Origin of the sequence: Hyphomicrobium sp. D-2 (assembly GCF_029872155.1) — a bacterium.
In the GTDB taxonomy this organism is placed as follows: Bacteria; Pseudomonadota; Alphaproteobacteria; order Rhizobiales; family Hyphomicrobiaceae; genus Hyphomicrobium_A.
The window spans coordinates 608,339-625,503 of the sequence record NZ_JARXLA010000002.1 but is presented as its reverse complement, the minus strand read 5'-3'; the positions used below and the strand labels follow the sequence as shown (position 1 = coordinate 625,503).

The following is a 17,165-nucleotide window of genomic DNA, read 5'->3' as shown; positions in this document are numbered from 1 at the left end:
ATGGATGGGATGGTCGCGCATTGCGGAAGCACTCTAGCTGCGCAGTGCGTTGGCGCCGTTAAGCGGATTGCTCGAAAGCAACCGTTGGCGAGAAACCTGTCGTCACATGGGGAGGTGTGCGCCCTTCATGAAGGGCAAAGTGATCTGCAATGCTGCGTGATGGCGCCGCGTCCGGCACGGCATAGCGCCGGGGCTACCCTCCCGGCACAACGCGAACCGGTCAGCGTCCCATCAGGCCGAGTGTTGCACGTCCGGACGGAAGGAAAGGTCGATCGTCAGCCAGACGAAGTAGACCGCCGATGCGCTGAGCACGATCGCGGCCCATGCGGGCGGCGGAAAGCCGGTTGCGATGATGGCCACCGCGGCAATCGACCATGCCGCTGTAACCGCCAGCGTCAGCATGCGCCACCGCTTCACGCGCACCGGATGCACCCAGTGAATGGGCACGAACGTCAGTGCCACGCACAGCAGCAGTGCCGTGTAGGTCACCCATCCGGGCGGCGACAGGGTGAATACGTAAAACGCCACCACATTCCAGATCGCGGGAAAGCCGACAAAACTATAGTCGTCGCCTTTGCTGGCGAGATCGGAGAAATGATAGAGCGATGACAGCAGGATCAGCGCGCCGATGATAAGGCCGCCGGTTCCGGTCAGATACTTCGCCTGCAATAGCGCCAGCACCGGAACGAACACATACGTCACATAGTCGACGACGAGGTCGAGGCGCTCGCCGGAAAAGCGGGGCAGTCGCTGCTCGACCTGAAACAGGCGCGCGAATGTGCCGTCGATGGCGTCGATCACCAGCGCAACGCCAAGCCAGATGAACATGCGCTCCCAGGCGCCATCAAAAGCCGCCAGCGCAGCCATGAGACCGCACACGGCACCCAATGCCGTAAACACATGCACTGAAGCGGCAGCAAAATCGGAAAACCGGAAGGGCAGCACCGTCGTCCCCCCTCCGCGCCCCGGACCGAACGGTAACGGGGTGCTCGTTTATCAGAAGCGATGCTTGACCGAGCCACGGACAGTCAGGTCGTCCTCAGGCGGGGCAACGCGATCGGGCTGGCTCTCGGCGGCGCCGTAAAGCAGCTCCAGTCCGAAATCCATCTTAGGGAGCACGCCAAGCCTGCCGAGACCCGGAATGCGGATCTCCGTGCCGGTTTCAGCTTTGGCGCCGATGTCGGTGTTGAGCGATGCTTGCGGATCGGCTGCAGGCGCGGTTTCCACCGGCGCAGCTGGTGCCGATTCCGTCGCTGCAGGCGCGCCAACCTGTTCCTGTTGGAACGCGAACGCGCTGTGGCCAGCAAGAACTGCTGTTGCCAACGCAAGCGCTACTACGATCCGGCCGCCGCTCATTTGCATAGAATCCCGCAAGTCTTCCGTTCGTCTCATGGCGAAAATGCTGCCTCAATCCAACCATGACAAGGATGTTTTAAGCCCAGTTAAGCGCCAGTAAACGTTTGTGCCACCCGGTGTGATCTTGCTGCCATGTGGCCAATGGGCATCAACAAGGGGGTTATCCACACTGACGGCTGTTAAGCGTCGAATTGCGCACTGCCTCGTCGCAGTTTGGTCCCATTTGCCCGCCGCCTGACGTCGCCAAGCCGTGCCGCGTCCTTGGAACGCTTCCGGCGCGGCCCCTCGACCACTTTGCGCGATTCCCCCACCGTGGCATGCTCCCGGCAGATCCTAATGACCGACAGCGGGGCAGGCCCTGACTATGACCGTCCAAGCTTCGAACCCCAATCCGCAGGCTGCCCCTCCCGTGGCGCCATCCGCCAGCACCGCCCCCGGCGCCGCCCTCACCTATGACATCTGCACCGTCGGCACCGGTCCTGCCGGTCTGGCTGCGGCCCTGGCTCTGGCCGGTACTGGGCTGCGGATTGCCGTCATCGGACCCCCGCCCAACAGCCGGGACACCCGCACCGCCGCCCTGTTCGCAGGCTCGGTCACGCTGCTGGAAAATCTGGGGCTGGGCGAAGCCTGTCGCGCCGATGGCGAGCCGATCTATGCCATCCGCGTCATCGACGACATGGGTGGCCTGCTGCGGGCGCCCGAGGTGACGTTCACCGCACAGGAAGTGGAGCGCGAGCTGTTCGGCTTGAACATCTCCAATGTCGGGCTCGTCCGCGCACTGCGAGAGCGCATTCTTCAATGCCCGAACATCACTCTGATTGAGGATAACGTAGCCGCGGTCGCTGTCGCCGGCGATCACGCAGCCATCACGCTGGCGGCTGGCGCGGTCATCACCGCGCGCCTCGTTGTTGGTGCCGATGGCCGCAATTCGCTATGCCGCCAGGCGGCGGGCATCGACGTCAAATCATGGGGCTACGATCAGAGCGCCATCGCCTGCACGTTCACGCACACTGGTAAGCATCGGGGTATTTCTACGGAATTCCATCGCCCCGCCGGGCCGATGACTTTTGTTCCGGCCACGCCCAACTCATCGGGCCTCGTCTGGGTCGAGCATCCCACCGTTGCTGCCGAAATGGCCGCGCTGGATACGGAGGCTTTTCGCGCCGTTTTGACGGAACGCTTGCAGGGGCTATTAGGTGACATCGGCGAGATTGGCGCGCGCGCCGTGTTCCCGCTCTCCGGCCTCATCGCCAAGGATGCCGGCCGCAGCCGCGTCGCTCTCGTCGGCGAAGCCGCGCACGTGATCCCGCCGATTGGCGCTCAGGGCCTCAACCTCGGGCTGCGCGATGCCGCCTCCATCGCCGATTGCGTTACCGACGCGCTGGCGACGGGCGCTGACATCGGCGGCGATAGCGTGCTTGCCGCCTACGGCCGGATGCGCCATACGGACATCAGCGCTCGCATCTGGAGCATCGATCTTCTCAATCGCAGCCTGTTGATGCAGTCTCCGCCTGTGCAGGCACTACGCGGCCTGGGGTTGCATATCCTGAAATCAGTTGGCCCGTTGCGCCGTCTGGCCATCCGCGAAGGGCTGCATCCATCGTTTGTCATGCCGCGCCTGATGCAGCCTCATGCGGCCGCAGCCGGTTCGCCCCACCCTTGACGCAACGCGTTGCACTGGGCATAGGCGAATGCCGCCCACAACCGCGCGCACCCTAAGGATCTGGAATTCGCCGCCGATGACAGCGAAAGACCGCCTCCGCGACATCCAGTACCGTCTGGAATATGTGCTTCTGCGCGCTGTCGCGGGCATTTTCCGCACGCTGCCGCTCAATGTCGCTACCGGATTTTCCGCATACTGCTGGCGTAGACTGGCGCCGCGCATCAATCCGAAGCGGCACCGGCGCGCGCTGGACAATCTCGCCATCGCATTCCCCGAAAAAACTGACGATGAACGCAAGGAAATTGCGCTCGCCCATTGGGAAAATCTTGGTCGCGTGATGGTTGAAACCATGCGCATCGACCGCTTTCTGGCCGAGCCCGAGCGCATCGAGATTGTCAGCCAGAACATCTTTTCACGATACAAAGATAAGCTGGGTCCAGCCGTGGGCGTCAGCCTGCATATGGGCAACTGGGAACTCGCCATTCTGCCCTTCACATGGGCCGGCGCCAATCCAGCGGCTGTCTATCGCTCGGTCACCAACCCATACGTCGATCGCTATCTGCGCGAACAGCGTAAGGATCTTTATCCCGATGGCCTGTTCGGGCGCGGCAACGTCGGCGATCATGGCGACGATCAGCGCACGGCCCGTGCCATCATGGACTTCGTGCGCCGTGGCGGCCGTCTCGGCCTTGTGTGCGATCTTTATGATCGCACCGGCATGCCAATTCCGTTCTTCGGCCGCGATGCCAAGACGCAGGCCATCGGCGCGATGATCGCGCGGCGTGTCGGCGCGCGCATCTGGCTTTCGCGCTGCAAACGGATCGGCAAGGAAAGCCGCTTTGAGATCGAACTGAAAGAACTGCGCGTACCACGCACCGCCAGCCAGGGCGATGACATCCGCTGGATGATGGAACACATGCAGAAGCAGTTCGAAACCTGGATCCGCGAAGCGCCAGAACAGTGGATGTGGAGCAATCGCCGCTGGAGTTGAGCGCAGCGCTCGGTACCGTTGCGCGGCTCTCACCTGATCACCTGGTTGCCTGTTCTTGTCGCAACCCCTGTCGTCACCCGGTCCGGCCAGTCACAACGTGCGCTCAGCCCAGTGCTTCCCGGCGGCATTGCGATGCGGTGATGCCAAATTCGGCACGGAACCGCCGCGAGAAATGCGACAAATCCGAAAAGCCCCAGCTGAACGCAATTTCGCTTACCGTTCGATGGCTCTGGCGTGTGTCCTCAAGCGCCTGCCGGCAACATTGCAGGCGCCGCTGCATCACGTATTTCTCAACCGATGAGTTTTCCTCAGCAAGCAATGCGTTGGCATAGCGCACACTGATGCCGGCCGCAGCCGCCGCAAGTGCCGGCTTGAGATCGGGATCGGCAAGGCGCGCGTTGATTGCCATCTTCAGCCGCTGCAGCGCATGGCCGCGCACTGTTGTCGAGGGTGCACGATTGTCATTGCCGAACGCCAATGCGAACAGATTGACCACTTGCTCCGCTAGCGGATCTTGCGCGTCTGGCTCGATACTGCCAAGGCGCCCTTCAACCAGATGTACAAACTCACTTGCCAGTGCGGGGATCGTCTGTTCCGTCGATATCGTACGCAACGTATCGACGCGACCTATCCGTTCCTCCAGCATCAATCGGGGAACGCTGACGTAAAGCGAGCGATTGGCTTCAAGAAAATCGGTGTGCTGCGGTTGCGCGGGGTCCTCCAGCACAATCATGCCGGGTTCAACGATGAGTTCGCGATCCCCCTGAACAAAGCGAGACTTGCCCTCAAGGCGAATGCAGATAATCGCGTTGTCGATGCCGTCCTGCAGGGCATTCAGCCGCGTGCGGCGTACTTCACACGGCGCAAACTCGCACCGCATGAGACTGATTGGGCCGAGCGTACCGCCGCCGATCGAACCGCGAAACTTATGCGTCTGCGGCACGAATGTATGATCGAAGAACGCCTTCGATGCGACATCGAACCAATAGGAGATTCTGTCGCGTTCGTTGACGTCGTCCGTCGAAAAGGCTGTAAGCATTCAAATCCTCACCCCGACAGTGCCGCTAGGGTCAATCAATTGTGCCACCTAGGTCAAGCACGCAAAGTGAATCTCGCGTTTAATCCGTCCGCCGAGCTTCGGTGTGGACACAATCACTCGGGGCAGGCCAACAACCCTCTCTCGCGAAGGTAGCATAACCTTGAATTCTTCTACGCTGCATCTCCTCCACCGCGTTCACCAGTGTGCCGGCGAATTGTTCCAGCAGCACATGGACGGCATCGACATCACGACCACGCAGTACACCGTACTGCGCGCTGCCTCACAAAAGGATGGCCTCAGCCAGCAGGACATCATCAATGCAACGGGCATCGACCGTTCAACGGTGTCGCAGGTGGTTCAGCTTCTGACGCGCAAAGGCCTGTTGAAGCGCAAGCGTACGCGTCATGACGCGCGGGCCTATGCAATTTCGCTCACCGAGGCAGGTCGCGACGTTATTAAAAAGTCCGAGCCGATCATGGGTCGCATCGAGCAGGAACTGGTCGCCGCTCTGCCCGCCACACGTGCAAAGACCTTCGTTTCTAATCTCCGTTCGATCGTTGCCGCATTTGAGCCGGCGGGATCCTGAAACGCTATTGGATAGCGCTGCCTGCGCATCCTGTATCGATTTCAGCACAGAGACAAACTGTCTCCATCAAGCCCCCGCGCCGCAACCCGGCGCGGGGGCTTCTCAATAGTGCCATAGGATCGCTGAATAGCCGCGCCCTCGCCCCGGTGCTCATCGTTGACACCTATCGGTGAGGCAATATGGTGCGCCCCATTGCCAATATGGGAGCTCTGTATCGATGGCCGCCAGCCGCACACCCGCCAAGTTTTACTCACCACTCGCGATTGGTGCCCCGGAGCCCTACCGCGCCCAGCCGGTGCGCCTTGAGCGCATGATTCACTTCGTGCCGCCGCACAATGAAAAGATCCGCTCCAAGATCAAGGACATTGCGGGTCAGGTGGACGTCGTGCTCGGCAACCTTGAGGACGCAATTCCCGCCGACCAGAAGCAGGCCGCACGCGCCGGTTTCATCGCCATGGCGCAGGAGAATGATTTCGGCACAACCGGGCTTTGGACGCGCATCAACTGCCTCAACAGCCCCTGGATGCTGGACGACGTGACCGAGATCGTTGCGGCCGCCGGTAACAAGCTCGACGTCATCATGCTGCCGAAGGTGGAGGGCCCTTGGGACATCCATTATCTCGACCAGTTGCTGGCCCAGCTTGAGGCACGCAACGGCGTCACCAAGCCCATCATGATCCACGCCATTCTGGAAACCGCTGAGGGCGTCAACAACGTTGAAGCCATCGCTGCCGCTTCGCCACGCATGCACGGCATGAGCCTCGGCCCCGCCGACCTCGCCGCATCGCGCGGCATGAAGACCACGCGCGTTGGCGGTGGTCACCCTGACTATGGCGTGCTGGCCGACGCCGGCAGCGCAGGCAACCCGCGCGCGTTCTACCAGCAGGATCTCTGGCACTACACCGTCGGCAAGATGGTCGACGCCTGCCTCGCCTATGGTCTCAAGCCGTTCTATGGCCCGTTCGGTGACTTCTCCGACGGGGCCGCATGCGAAGCGCAGTTCCGCAATGCCTTCCTGCAGGGTTGCCTCGGCGCCTGGTCGCTGCACCCGACGCAGATCGATATCGCCAAGCGCGTCTTCTCACCGGACGAGAAGGAAGTGGCGTTCGCAAAGCGCATTCTTGATGCGATGCCCGACGGCACCGGCGCAGTGATGATCGACGGCAAGATGCAGGACGACGCAACCTGGAAACAGGCCAAGGTGATCGTTGACCTCGCCCGCCTGGTGGCGACGAAGGACCCTGAGAAAGCTGCCGCCTACGGCCTTTAATAGCGCATAGGTCCGCACACGCATGGCGGACCAGGCAGCGCACGCTTTGAACGTCACGACACAGCGTGCACCGGCTGAAATTCCGGTCGGTGCACGCGTCATTCAATTGGCGGTATGGCGGTGAAAACGCTGCCTGCGAATTGCCAAGCGACGCGCTCAGTTGATCGCGTGCATTCCTTGTTCGGACAGACACATGGGCGCGAGCAAACAGACGCGAGCTAAATTTTCGGTCGGTCAGGTCGTGCGCCACCGCATCTTCCCGTTTCGCGGCATCATCTTCGACATCGATCCGGTATTCGACAACACCGAGGAATGGTGGCTGTCGATTCCAGAAGATATCCGGCCGCACAAGGAACAGCCGTTTTATCACCTGCTGGCCGAAAACGCCGAGACCGAATACATCGCCTACGTTTCCGAGCAGAACCTGTTAGCCGACACGTCCGGCCAACCGTTGCGCCATCCTCAGCTCAAGGAAATGTTTGTGCTGGATGATACTGGCGGCTATCGCGCGATATTCCTGCAGCCGCATTAACTGCGAGGCTGTAAGCACCGCAGTCTTCCCGGGGCAACCGACTGCTGCTCCGAACTTGATCCGCGGCACGTCACGACCGCTGCGCGTCAGATAAACCTCAAACGGGCGAAGCGACGGTTGTTCGGATCGTGAATGTCGGTCGGTGGACCATCGAAGGCAACACCGGCCATATTGGCGCGGCGCCAGATCAGCCTGGCCGGATAAAGCCGCCCGGACGACTTCTCATACAGATGAAACGTGTCAGGCAGCCCGAAGGTGCTGGCGATCAGAATGCGCGCGCCGGCCTCGGAGATGTCGCGGATGGTGCAGTCGAGAACGCGCATCGCATCGGCATAGACAATCTTGCCCTCCTTGAGGACCCGATGGCGCGAAACCTTGCGGCGTTCTTCCATGGCACCGCCCCGCCAGACTATGGCTGCACGTCACGTGAGTTGTAACAGCTCGGCTGCAGTCATGTGACCGCCCGCCGTTTCGACTCGGCTTCCATTCTAATCCTTCCGCGCCCCGCGATCAGCACCCAGTTGCCTTTCCGCACGACTATCCAAAAGTTCAATGATTGCCGTCTTAAACGGGCTTTGGTGAGACGTTTTAAAAAGCTGCATTCAAACGCTGGACACGGGGCATCCAGGGTGCTACACGCCTCTTCACAGGGGTTCGCGGTGGCGGGCCCCTTTGCCTTCTAAAGCAGTACCGGCTTCGGTTTTATGTTTTGGAAGGGTGCCATTCGTGGCGTTGGGTGATTAGCTCAGTTGGTAGAGCAGCTGACTCTTAATCAGCGGGTCGAAGGTTCGAGCCCTTCATCACCCACCATTCTTTTCAAATACTTAGCCGCTGAAAAACCGTCCCGCGTAGTCGGGCACGGCACGCTGAGAAGTCTCACGTAAGACATTCGGCTTTGCGCGGCCTGTTGTGCTCTCCATTTGGAAATGGCTTCGCAACGCGCTCCTGAGCGCCAGCACCTGAAGCTGGTGCGTCTACCGGCGCGCTCGCGCTCCGCACGCCAGCTCAGTTCTTCATCAGCAGGTGCTTGTAGCTGTCAAGGCCGGCCAGCACCGCCGCCGATCCTTTGACCACGCAGTGCATCGGGTTGGGCTGCAGGTGAAACGGCACCCCCACCTGCCGCGTCAGCGCCACGTCCAGCTTGTCCAGCATCGCACCGCCGCCGGTGAGGTGAATGCCGCGCTGACGTATATCGCGCAGCGTCTCCGGCATCAGATCCTCCAACGCCCGCTGCACGAAGTCGGCCAGCGCCTCGATCGGTTCGGCCAGTGCCTCGGCGATATCGCGCGCGCCCAGCACCACCGTTTTCGCCGTGCCCTGCTGCAGATCCCGCCCACGAATGTGCGCTTCGGCGACACGGCCGCTGCTTTTGGCGATGGCGGTGCCCAGTTGCACCTTCATGCGTTCGGCGTTGGCGTCGCTGATGTGAAGCTGATGCTGGCGCCGCACATAGCGCACGATAGCGGCATCCATCGCGTTGCCGGCGATGCGCAGTGTGCGCGCTGAAATAATCTCGCCAGCACTCAGCACCGCGATGTCAGAGCTGCCGCCACCGATGTCGAGCACCATCGCGCCACCCGGCTCGCCAACTGGCAGCCCTGCGCCTAGCGATGCCGCCACCGGCTCGGCAATCAGATAGACCTTGCGCGCACCGAGAGATTTGGCCGTCTCATACACCGCGCGCCGTTCCACCGGCGTCGCCTGTGCAGGCACGCAAATGAGAATGCGCGGCCGCCGGAAGCCCAGCATCGTTTTCGCCCGCCGGATAAGCTGGCGCAGCATTTCCTCGGCGGCGACAAAATCAGCGATCACGCCTTCACGTAGCGGGTGAACAAGCTCCACGCCCTTGGCCGGCTCGGCCATCAGCGCCTTGGCCTTGCGTCCGACCGCAAGAATCTCCCGCGCGGCATTGCGCGTACGCACGGCCACCGTTGACGGTTCGTCGATGATGATGCCGCGCCCCATCACATGCACCAGCGTATTCGCGGTGCCGAGGTCAATCGCGATATCATCCGAAAAAGCCTTGGCCACGCCGTCAAACATTACGCGTACACAATTATTCGAGCGCCCTGGGGCAACCTGCACCGGCAAGTTGCAATTGCTGAAATCTAGCGTGCTTCCGGAAAAGTGATAGCCGATTTCCAAGACAACTGCCTTGGCCTTGTCCGGCAAGAAAGCGGGCGCCGCAGCAATTCGATCGCAACGGCGCCCGGTGTCAAAGTGTGGTTACGCTTCAGATCTGCTGCACGTGAGCCATTTTCTGTCGCTTCACCATCAGCTTGTTGAGCGCCGCCAGATAGGCCCGCGCCGACGCAACCATGGTGTCGGTGTCCGCGCCGCGGCCGGTAACCATGCGCTCACCTTCCTCCAGCCGCACTGAAACTTCCGCCTGCGCATCGGTGCCTTCGGTCACGGCGTGCACCTGATAGAGGTCCAGCTTCACCTCGTGCGGCACCAGCATCTTGATGGCGTTAAAGGTTGCATCAACAGGTCCGTTGCCCGTCGCCTGCACCGTATGCTGCGCGCCGTCGATATCCAGCGTCAGCGTCGCCGTCTGCGGACCCATGTTGCCGGCGATCACCGTCAGCGACACCACCTTCATGCGGTCGTGCATGTGGGCGATACCCTGATCGACCAGCGCTTCGATGTCCTCGTCGTAAACGTGCTTCTTGCGGTCGGCAAGGCTCTTGAAGCGCACGAACGCATCCTCGAACGCGTTCTCGCCCAGGTCGTAGCCCAGCTCCTTCAGCTTGGAGCGGAACGCGTTGCGGCCGGAGTGCTTGCCCATCACCAGCGATGTCTTGCCGACGCCAACCGATTCCGGCGTCATGATTTCATACGTCTGCTGATGCTTCAGGATGCCGTCCTGATGGATGCCGCTCTCGTGCGCGAACGCGTTGCGGCCAACGATGGCCTTGTTGTACTGCACCGGGAAGTTCGTCACCGCCGACACGAGCTTGGACGCCCGCGCCAGCATCGTGCTTTCGATGCCGGTATCATAGCGCAGCTTGTCGCGACGGGTCTTGATCGCCATCACGATCTCTTCCAGCGCCGCGTTGCCCGCACGCTCGCCGATGCCGTTGATGGTGCATTCAATCTGGCGCGCGCCTGCGCCCAGTGCCGCCAGCGAGTTGGCAACCGCAAGGCCCAGATCGTTATGGCAATGGGTGGAGAACACGGCCCTGTCGGAGCCCGGCACACGCTCGCGCACCTGGCGGAACATTTCGGCGTATTCGTCCGGCGTCGCATAGCCCACCGTGTCCGGCAGGTTGATGGTGGTCGCGCCGGCCTTGATCGCGGCATCGACGCACTGGCACAGGTAATCGATGCCGGTGCGGGTCGCGTCCATCGCGCTCCACTCGACATCCGCAACCAGATTGCGTGCCCGCGCGACCGTCGCCGTGATGATCTCCAGCACTTCGGCTTCCGTCTTGCGCATCTGGTGCGCCAAGTGGATCGGTGACGTCGAAACGAACGTATGGATGCGTCCACGGCGCGCGTGCTTCACTGCCTCGCCCGCACGGTCGATGTCGGCGTTGATGGCGCGCGCGAGGCCGGCGATGGTCGCGTTCTGCACTCGCTTTGCAATGGCCGTCACGGCTTCAAAGTCGCCTTCGGACGCGATCGGAAATCCAGCTTCGATGATGTCGACGCCCATCTCGTCGAGGCAGTCGGCAACCTCCAGCTTTTCCTCGAACGTCATCGTGGCGCCGGGGCACTGCTCGCCATCGCGCAGCGTCGTGTCAAAAATTATGACACGGTCGCCTTCGGAACCCTCAGCGGCGGAGGTGCTAGGATCAGTGGTCATAAGGTCATTCTTTCGAAAGGGGCCGGCCCGGCAATGGGCGGCGTTGTACCATCAGCTCGCTCGACTTTTCATCCCCTGAGCACATTCCGGCGGCACCGGAACCGTGACAGCTCAGGGGTTGCTAAGGAGGATCGGAAGCTGAAGCAGGCGCGCCGACCGGCTGCCACGGAGGGGCTCCGTGCGGAAAAATCGAATGCCATCAATGACCGAGTTCTGGCGCATAGCGGTTTATTAAACCATCATCGCGGCGCTGACTAGTCTCATGCAACCGATCCCGCGCGCGCCTACGCCGCCGATATTGCGAACATTGTAAACGAAACGCTGCCCGAAAGTCCTGGCGGAGCAGGCTCTCAGAACGTCACCAGGAAAGCGGGATTGGAGCGCCTTGCACGTACGGCCGCACTGCCGCTAATCCGAAGCCTTGCCACGAGATGCAGCAACGTGCAGGTGCCCGCGCTGCCTGGCGCTGCCGCCGTGCTCCATCGCTTACCCAGCCGACGACTTCAGTCCGATGACGACCTTGCCGCGATAGCCGCCAGCACCGTCCGCTTCCATCACCGGCGTCTGCGCCGCAAGCTGACGCGGCGTGTTGTTGGCGAAGATGCCGTCCTTCGCCAGCGGAATACCCTCATAGTTCGGCACGCTCTCGCGATAGACATCCGATGCCGCATAAACCTCGCCGCACAGCTTCTCCGGCATTGCGAGCTGGGATGTCAGGATGCGGTTTTCATAGCTCGTCGCCTTTTCGAGGCTCGGATAAATCTCGAAGTGGATGTGCGGAAAACGCCCGCGATAGCAGCCGGGGAAAATGCTGGTGAACGTCACCGCTCCGTTCGCATCCGTGACGCCCACGGCGCGCAGATAGCTGGTCTCGGGCAGGTCATAAATGGAATAGCGGCCGGCGGCATCGCAGTGCCACAGATAGATCGCATAGCCCTCCAGCGGGCGGCAGCGATTGGCCACGTCCACGATCTCGACCGTCAGCTCGATCGGCGCGCCCTCGGCGGCAGGCTGCTGCGGATCGAGATTGGTGCGCATGTCGGCGCGCACGATGCCGCTCTTGTCCAGCACGTTGGCCAGCGTGCCGTGTGCGCTGTTCGAGCCATCGGCGGGAAACGGACCGGCCGTTTCGGGCGGATGGGCAACACACTCGGCGCCGTTCGCGCCCGTGCCGATCACATCGGCTTCCGCACGCTCAAAAAACGGACCATCGCAACCGGCCAGCGCGGTCGTGACGCCCGCTGCACCCAGCAGCCCAAGCGCGCGCCGTCGACTGATCTGCATCAGATCGTGCCGCAACCCGTGATCATGGTCATGCGCGTGTTCGTCTGCGCTGTCGGACATGTTCGATGGTTCCCCAGAAGCTTTTTGCGGCCCGGACGTATACGCCCGGACGAAACTTCACCGGAGAACGGCAGCTATCCGTGAAACCCGTCGCCACACCATCTGCGACAGATGCGCGGTGCTCAGACGGAGATCTGCCCGTCGATCACCCGCACCGCCGCACCGCCGATGCGCACGGTCTCAAGTCGCCCGCCCGCCACCACAAGCGTCAACGTAATGAGGCTGGGGCGGCCCATCAGATAGCCCTGCTCGATCTGGCGGCGATGGGTGCCATCGGGCAGGCCATCGAGGTCGTGCACCGCACGCGCAAAGCACACCGCCGCCGAACCGGTCGCCGGATCTTCGTCAACGCCGAGCGCGGGCGCGAACATGCGGGCGTGGAACGCCGATGCCGTATGCATGCATTCGCGCGTGTACAGATACACTCCGCCGTAGGTCTCATCCGGAAACACCCGCGCCCACTCGGCGCGCTCGATACGCGCGCGGTCCAGCGCTTCACGGTTCGCCACCGGCACGAACACAAACGCGTTGCCCGCTGCCAGACACTGCGGTGTGTGGTTCTCAAAGCCGATCTCGCGCGGCAGCAGCCCCACCGCGTCGGCAATCCGGTCGCGCGCCGGCGCCGGCGCCGGTTCCGGCAGCTTTGGCGCGTCGAATTCGGCATAGGGCGCTTCACCGGCGCGCATGCGAACGCCAACCCGCACGATGCCGATCTCTTCCTCAAGCACGGTCAGCGCATCGCCGTCGCCATCGGGCGAACCGTTACGCAACTGCGCCAGCAGGATCGCGGCGCCAAGAGTTGGATGCCCCGCAAACGGCAATTCCCGATTGGGCGTGAAGATGCGAATGCGCGCCGAATGTGCCGGGTTCTGCGGCTTCAGCACAAACACTGTTTCGGAAAGATTGAGCTCGCGGCTGATGGCCTGCATCTGAGCAGTGCTCAGCCCATCGGCTTCCCGGATCACGGCCAGCGGATTACCCGCGAAGCGGCGATCAGTAAAAACATCCAGCGTGTGCAGCGGCAGCGCCATTCAATCCATCCCCATTGTCGGCCGCAGTTCTGCCGAAAACCTCGCCCCGGTCAAGCCGACAAAACACTTTGAAGCAGCAGCCTCGCATGGGCAGGCATCTCTTCGGCGTCGATAGCATCGATGGATGTAACGATCACGACGTCATCCAGTTCGGGCGCTTCCTCGCGCGCGATGAAATCGAGGATGCGCTGGCGCAGCTCCACCGCTGGCAGCGCACTGCGCCATTCAATGGCAATGGCAACCTCCGCGCCCGTGATCGCAATCCGGTAGCCGGGCATGCGCTGCAGCGCGCTCGGCTCAAGGCCGGTCTCCTCGTGCAGCTCGCGCGCTGCGCTGGCGTCAATGTCGATCTCGCCAGCGCCGTTGACGTCAGCGTCGCACAGCACCCCACTCGGCGGATAGACCAGCCCCGAATGCAGCTGCCCCGGCCCCTGCCGCCCCAGCAGTACATGGCCTTCAGCCGAGCGCAGCAACGCCGCGCCAAAGGCCTCCCGCGCCGGCAGCGGCGAACCCAGCCGACGCCAGTAAAGCAGCGACTTGAAGTCAGTGCGGAACATGCTGGCCGACAACCTGCCAGCTTCGATGCGCAGATCGCGCAGCAGATACGTCTCGCCGTTGAACAGCCCAGGCGTATCCGCGCGGCAGCGCTGCCAGTGCGCGTCGATCAGTTCACCGTAGCGCGCAATCGCCCAGTCAAACGGCTCAACCGGAAGACGGCACTCGGCAACGTCAACACAGCCCTGCCCGGTCTGACCAAGCGAATCGACGTTGTTTGAATCACCATCCGCACCCGTCATTTTCCGGTGTTCCGCAGCCATTGATCCGCATGCATCCTATGAGCACAACCTCTGCGCACTGCGTAAACCGGCATAAATTCACGCGATTACGGTTGAACAACCGGAAATCTTAGTTTCGCCCCGAACAAAACACGCTCCGTCCACGATCAAGGAGTGATGTTGACACGTGGGGCAAGGGGGTGCCGAGGAAACTTTGCACGGGTCTTGCGCCGCCTGTTGCGCAGACGTTTGTCCGTTCCAGCCGATCTTTTCGGACAGTGCATGCGCCGCGGAGTTTGCGTCCATTAATCGCCCAACCGGTGCGATGCTATCTCACGATGGCACTGAGGCCGGTTACGCCGCGACCGCACGGATGGATGCAAATGCTTCCTATCCGGCGGCATCACGATCCGCGATGCCGCTGGAGCGGACGGTGGAGGTCCCCGCTTCTCCGCCGTCCGTTTTTTGTGCCTGATCGCATGCTCGCGCCGCAGCGCTTGCTCAGGTCGTCTCAGAGACAGCCAAGCGTCTTCGATCCGCAGGTGTAGTAGTTGATCATTTCCGCCGAGCAGCATGGCTGGTCAGCGCGGCAACGCCACGTCTTGATCTTGCCGCTCGATGTCTTGTGCTTGCAGATCTTGGTTTGCTTCGCCTTGGACGAAGCTTCGGCGTGGGTTGCTGTCAGCGCCATCGGTGCCATGGCGAGCACAGCGGCAACGGCAGTCAAACTCAGAACACGCAACATCGTCTGATACTCCCCTGATTGACGATTACCGCCCTGTACGAGCGGGCGCGCATCAGTATGCGCCAATTGCGCTGGTCACGCAGTTGCATCTGCGCCGCTAGCACCATTTATCAGCACGCGAAGTTTGGTTCCGTCCCGCACGGCTTTTCCCAGCACCGGCGGCCGGCTCCCCGGAGGGATGCCGCCGGTGCAAAAGGACAATCACCGGCGGCCGGCGCCCCGGAGGGGTGTCGCCGGTGCAAAAAGCAAACAAAAAAGGAGCGGCCGATGCCGCTCCTTTCGATGGTGTGCCCCGTAAAACGGTGACGCGACTTTGCGCGATCAGTTGCGTGCCTTGTCGACCAGCGCGCCAGCCTTGATCCACGGCATCATGTCGCGAAGCTTGCTGCCGATCTCTTCGATCGGATGTTCGTCGGCTAGGCGGCGGGTTGCCTTGAAGCGGGCAGCGCCGGACTTGTACTCCTGCATCCATTCGGACGTGAAACGGCCGGTCTGGATGTCGCTCAGCACGCGCTTCATCTCAGCCTTCGTTTCCGGCGTGATGATGCGCGGACCGGAAACATACTCGCCCCACTCAGCGGTGTTGGAGATCGAGTAGTTCATGTTGGCGATGCCGCCCTGATAGATCAGGTCAACGATCAGTTTCACTTCGTGCAGACACTCGAAGTAGGCCATTTCCGGAGCGTAACCGGCTTCCACCAGCGTCTCGAAACCGGCGCGGATCAGTTCAACCAGACCGCCGCACAGAACAGCCTGCTCGCCGAACAGGTCGGTTTCGCATTCCTCGCGGAAGTTGGTTTCGATGATGCCGGAGCGGCCGCCGCCAACGCCCGAAGCATAGGACAGCGCGATGTCGTGGGCGTTGCCCGAAGCATCCTGATGCACAGCGATCAGGCACGGCACGCCGCCGCCCTTCTGGTATTCGCCGCGCACGGTGTGGCCGGGGCCCTTCGGCGCAATCATGATGACGTCAACGGTGTTCTTCGGCTCGATCAGACCGAAGTGTACGTTGAGGCCGTGGGCGAAAGCGATCGCAGCGCCGTCGCGGATGTTGTCAGCGATTTCGCTCTTGTAGATGTCGGCCTGCAGCTCGTCCGGCGTCGCCATCATGATGACGTCAGCCCACTTGGCGGCGTCGGCAACCGACATAACCTTCAGGCCGTCGGCCTCAACCTTCTTGGCGGTCGTGGAACCGGCCTTCAGACCGATGGCGATTTCCTTGGCGCCGGAATCCTTCAGGTTCAGCGCGTGTGCGCGGCCCTGAGAGCCGTAACCGACAATCGCAACCTTCTTGCCCTTGATGAGATTGGTGTCGGCATCACGATCGTAATAGACGCGCATGGCTTCCTCTATTGGTTTTCAGCTTGTAGCTAGCATTGTATCGGCTGCACTGGGCAGCGGTTCAGGCGGGGCGTCCGCAGCCACAGCCGTTGTGACGGCAATGGCGGCGAACTGGAATTTCGGATTGCTCCTTTAGCTGCTCACAGGCCCGCGGCCAATGGCGGCGATACCGGTGCGCGACACTTCGACCAGCCCCAGCTCCGTCATGATCTGGATGAACTCCTCCAGCTTGGACGGTTTGCCGGTGATTTCGAACACGAAATGCTCGGTCGAGGTGTCCACCACCTTGGCTCGGAAAATCTCGGCGATGCGCAGCGCCTCGATGCGCTTTTCGCCCTTGCCGACAACCTTCACCAGCGCCAGTTCACGCTCCAGCGCAACGCCTTCAGCGGTCAGGTCGCGCACGCGGTGAACCGGTACCAGCCGCTCGAGCTGATGCTTGATCTGCACGATCACGTCCGGCGTGCCCAGCGTCACGATGGTGATGCGCGACAGATGCTTCTCGTGCTCGGTCTCCGTCACCGTGAGGCTGTCGATGTTGTAGCCGCGCCCGGAGAACAGACCGATGACCCGCGCCAGCACGCCGGGCTCGTTATCGACAATGATCGACAGCGTGCGCGACACCACGGCCTGCGCCGCACCCGGTCCAACGTAATGGCTCTTTGAAGGAAGCTTCGGCATGT

17 protein-coding genes and 1 tRNA gene are annotated in these 17,165 nt (G+C 62.0%); 6 read left to right on the top strand and 12 right to left on the bottom strand.

The genetic code is table 11. The features are described 5' to 3' along the window. Positions 1-231: 231 nt before the first annotated feature. Positions 232-945, bottom strand: a complete 714-nt coding sequence (locus QEZ49_RS04760; RefSeq protein ID WP_280384693.1) for a phosphatidylcholine synthase — start codon at positions 943-945, stop codon at positions 232-234. A gap of 51 nt (positions 946-996) precedes the next feature. Then, the gene (locus QEZ49_RS04755; RefSeq protein ID WP_068462374.1) at positions 997-1,356 is read right to left on the bottom strand and encodes a hypothetical protein; all 360 of its coding nucleotides are present in this window, start codon (positions 1,354-1,356) and stop codon (positions 997-999) included. A gap of 364 nt (positions 1,357-1,720) precedes the next feature. On the opposite strand from QEZ49_RS04755, the gene QEZ49_RS04750 reads away from it, so the two are divergent. Continuing rightward, complete coding sequence (locus tag QEZ49_RS04750; RefSeq protein WP_280384690.1) at positions 1,721-3,019, top strand: UbiH/UbiF family hydroxylase; 1,299 nt, start codon at positions 1,721-1,723, stop codon at positions 3,017-3,019. Between the two features lie 76 nt (positions 3,020-3,095). After that, on the top strand, positions 3,096-4,010 hold the full coding sequence (locus tag QEZ49_RS04745; RefSeq protein ID WP_280384688.1) for a lipid A biosynthesis acyltransferase: 915 nt from the start codon (positions 3,096-3,098) through the stop codon (positions 4,008-4,010). Between the two features lie 103 nt (positions 4,011-4,113). On the opposite strand, the gene QEZ49_RS04740 is transcribed toward QEZ49_RS04745, so the two are convergent. Further along, positions 4,114-5,049, bottom strand: a complete 936-nt coding sequence (locus QEZ49_RS04740) for a helix-turn-helix domain-containing protein (protein WP_280384686.1) — start codon at positions 5,047-5,049, stop codon at positions 4,114-4,116. A 160-nt stretch (positions 5,050-5,209) separates the two neighbouring features. Between QEZ49_RS04740 and QEZ49_RS04735 the strand changes: the two genes are divergently transcribed. From QEZ49_RS04735 to hspQ, 3 genes are all read left to right on the top strand, one after another. Continuing rightward, positions 5,210-5,635, top strand: a complete 426-nt coding sequence (locus tag QEZ49_RS04735) for a MarR family transcriptional regulator (protein WP_280384684.1) — start codon at positions 5,210-5,212, stop codon at positions 5,633-5,635. Between the two features lie 217 nt (positions 5,636-5,852). Further along, positions 5,853-6,905, top strand: a complete 1,053-nt coding sequence (locus QEZ49_RS04730; RefSeq protein ID WP_280384682.1) for a CoA ester lyase — start codon at positions 5,853-5,855, stop codon at positions 6,903-6,905. A gap of 193 nt (positions 6,906-7,098) precedes the next feature. Beyond that, a complete protein-coding gene (hspQ, locus tag QEZ49_RS04725; protein ID WP_280384679.1) occupies positions 7,099-7,437 on the top strand; it encodes a heat shock protein HspQ in 339 nt (112 codons plus the stop codon). An 86-nt stretch (positions 7,438-7,523) separates the two neighbouring features. Here the strand turns inward: hspQ and QEZ49_RS04720 are convergent, their stop codons facing one another. Next, positions 7,524-7,829, bottom strand: a complete 306-nt coding sequence (locus tag QEZ49_RS04720; RefSeq protein WP_280384677.1) for a PilZ domain-containing protein — start codon at positions 7,827-7,829, stop codon at positions 7,524-7,526. A gap of 342 nt (positions 7,830-8,171) precedes the next feature. Between QEZ49_RS04720 and QEZ49_RS04715 the strand changes: the two genes are divergently transcribed. Beyond that, a tRNA-Lys gene (locus QEZ49_RS04715) sits at positions 8,172-8,247 on the top strand. 195 nt (positions 8,248-8,442) lie between these two features. Here QEZ49_RS04715 and QEZ49_RS04710 read toward each other — a convergent pair. The 8 genes from QEZ49_RS04710 to ilvN form a co-directional block, all read right to left on the bottom strand. Continuing rightward, positions 8,443-9,480: a rod shape-determining protein gene (locus QEZ49_RS04710; RefSeq protein WP_280384675.1), complete on the bottom strand. Its 1,038-nt coding sequence runs from the start codon at positions 9,478-9,480 to the stop codon at positions 8,443-8,445. Between the two features lie 190 nt (positions 9,481-9,670). Further along, the gene (locus tag QEZ49_RS04705) at positions 9,671-11,245 is read right to left on the bottom strand and encodes a 2-isopropylmalate synthase (RefSeq protein ID WP_280384673.1); all 1,575 of its coding nucleotides are present in this window, start codon (positions 11,243-11,245) and stop codon (positions 9,671-9,673) included. Between the two features lie 486 nt (positions 11,246-11,731). Next, on the bottom strand, positions 11,732-12,589 hold the full coding sequence (locus QEZ49_RS04700) for a hypothetical protein (protein ID WP_280384671.1): 858 nt from the start codon (positions 12,587-12,589) through the stop codon (positions 11,732-11,734). Between the two features lie 122 nt (positions 12,590-12,711). Further along, positions 12,712-13,620 (bottom strand): PhzF family phenazine biosynthesis protein, encoded by a 909-nt coding sequence (locus QEZ49_RS04695; RefSeq protein WP_280384669.1) that lies wholly within the window; start codon positions 13,618-13,620, stop codon positions 12,712-12,714. Between the two features lie 50 nt (positions 13,621-13,670). Next, positions 13,671-14,417 carry an NUDIX hydrolase gene (locus QEZ49_RS04690; RefSeq protein ID WP_280384667.1) on the bottom strand — a complete coding sequence of 249 codons (747 nt, stop codon included), beginning with the start codon at positions 14,415-14,417 and terminating at the stop codon, positions 13,671-13,673. A 490-nt stretch (positions 14,418-14,907) separates the two neighbouring features. Further along, a complete protein-coding gene (locus QEZ49_RS04685; protein ID WP_280384666.1) occupies positions 14,908-15,141 on the bottom strand; it encodes a hypothetical protein in 234 nt (77 codons plus the stop codon). Positions 15,142-15,462: 321 nt separating this feature from the next. Then, entirely contained in the window at positions 15,463-16,482 is a 1,020-nt protein-coding gene (ilvC, locus tag QEZ49_RS04680) for a ketol-acid reductoisomerase (RefSeq protein ID WP_280384664.1), read from the bottom strand. Positions 16,483-16,614: 132 nt separating this feature from the next. Beyond that, positions 16,615-17,163, bottom strand: coding sequence for an acetolactate synthase small subunit (ilvN, locus tag QEZ49_RS04675; protein WP_280385081.1), 549 nt, complete (start codon positions 17,161-17,163; stop codon positions 16,615-16,617). Positions 17,164-17,165 lie beyond the last annotated feature (2 nt).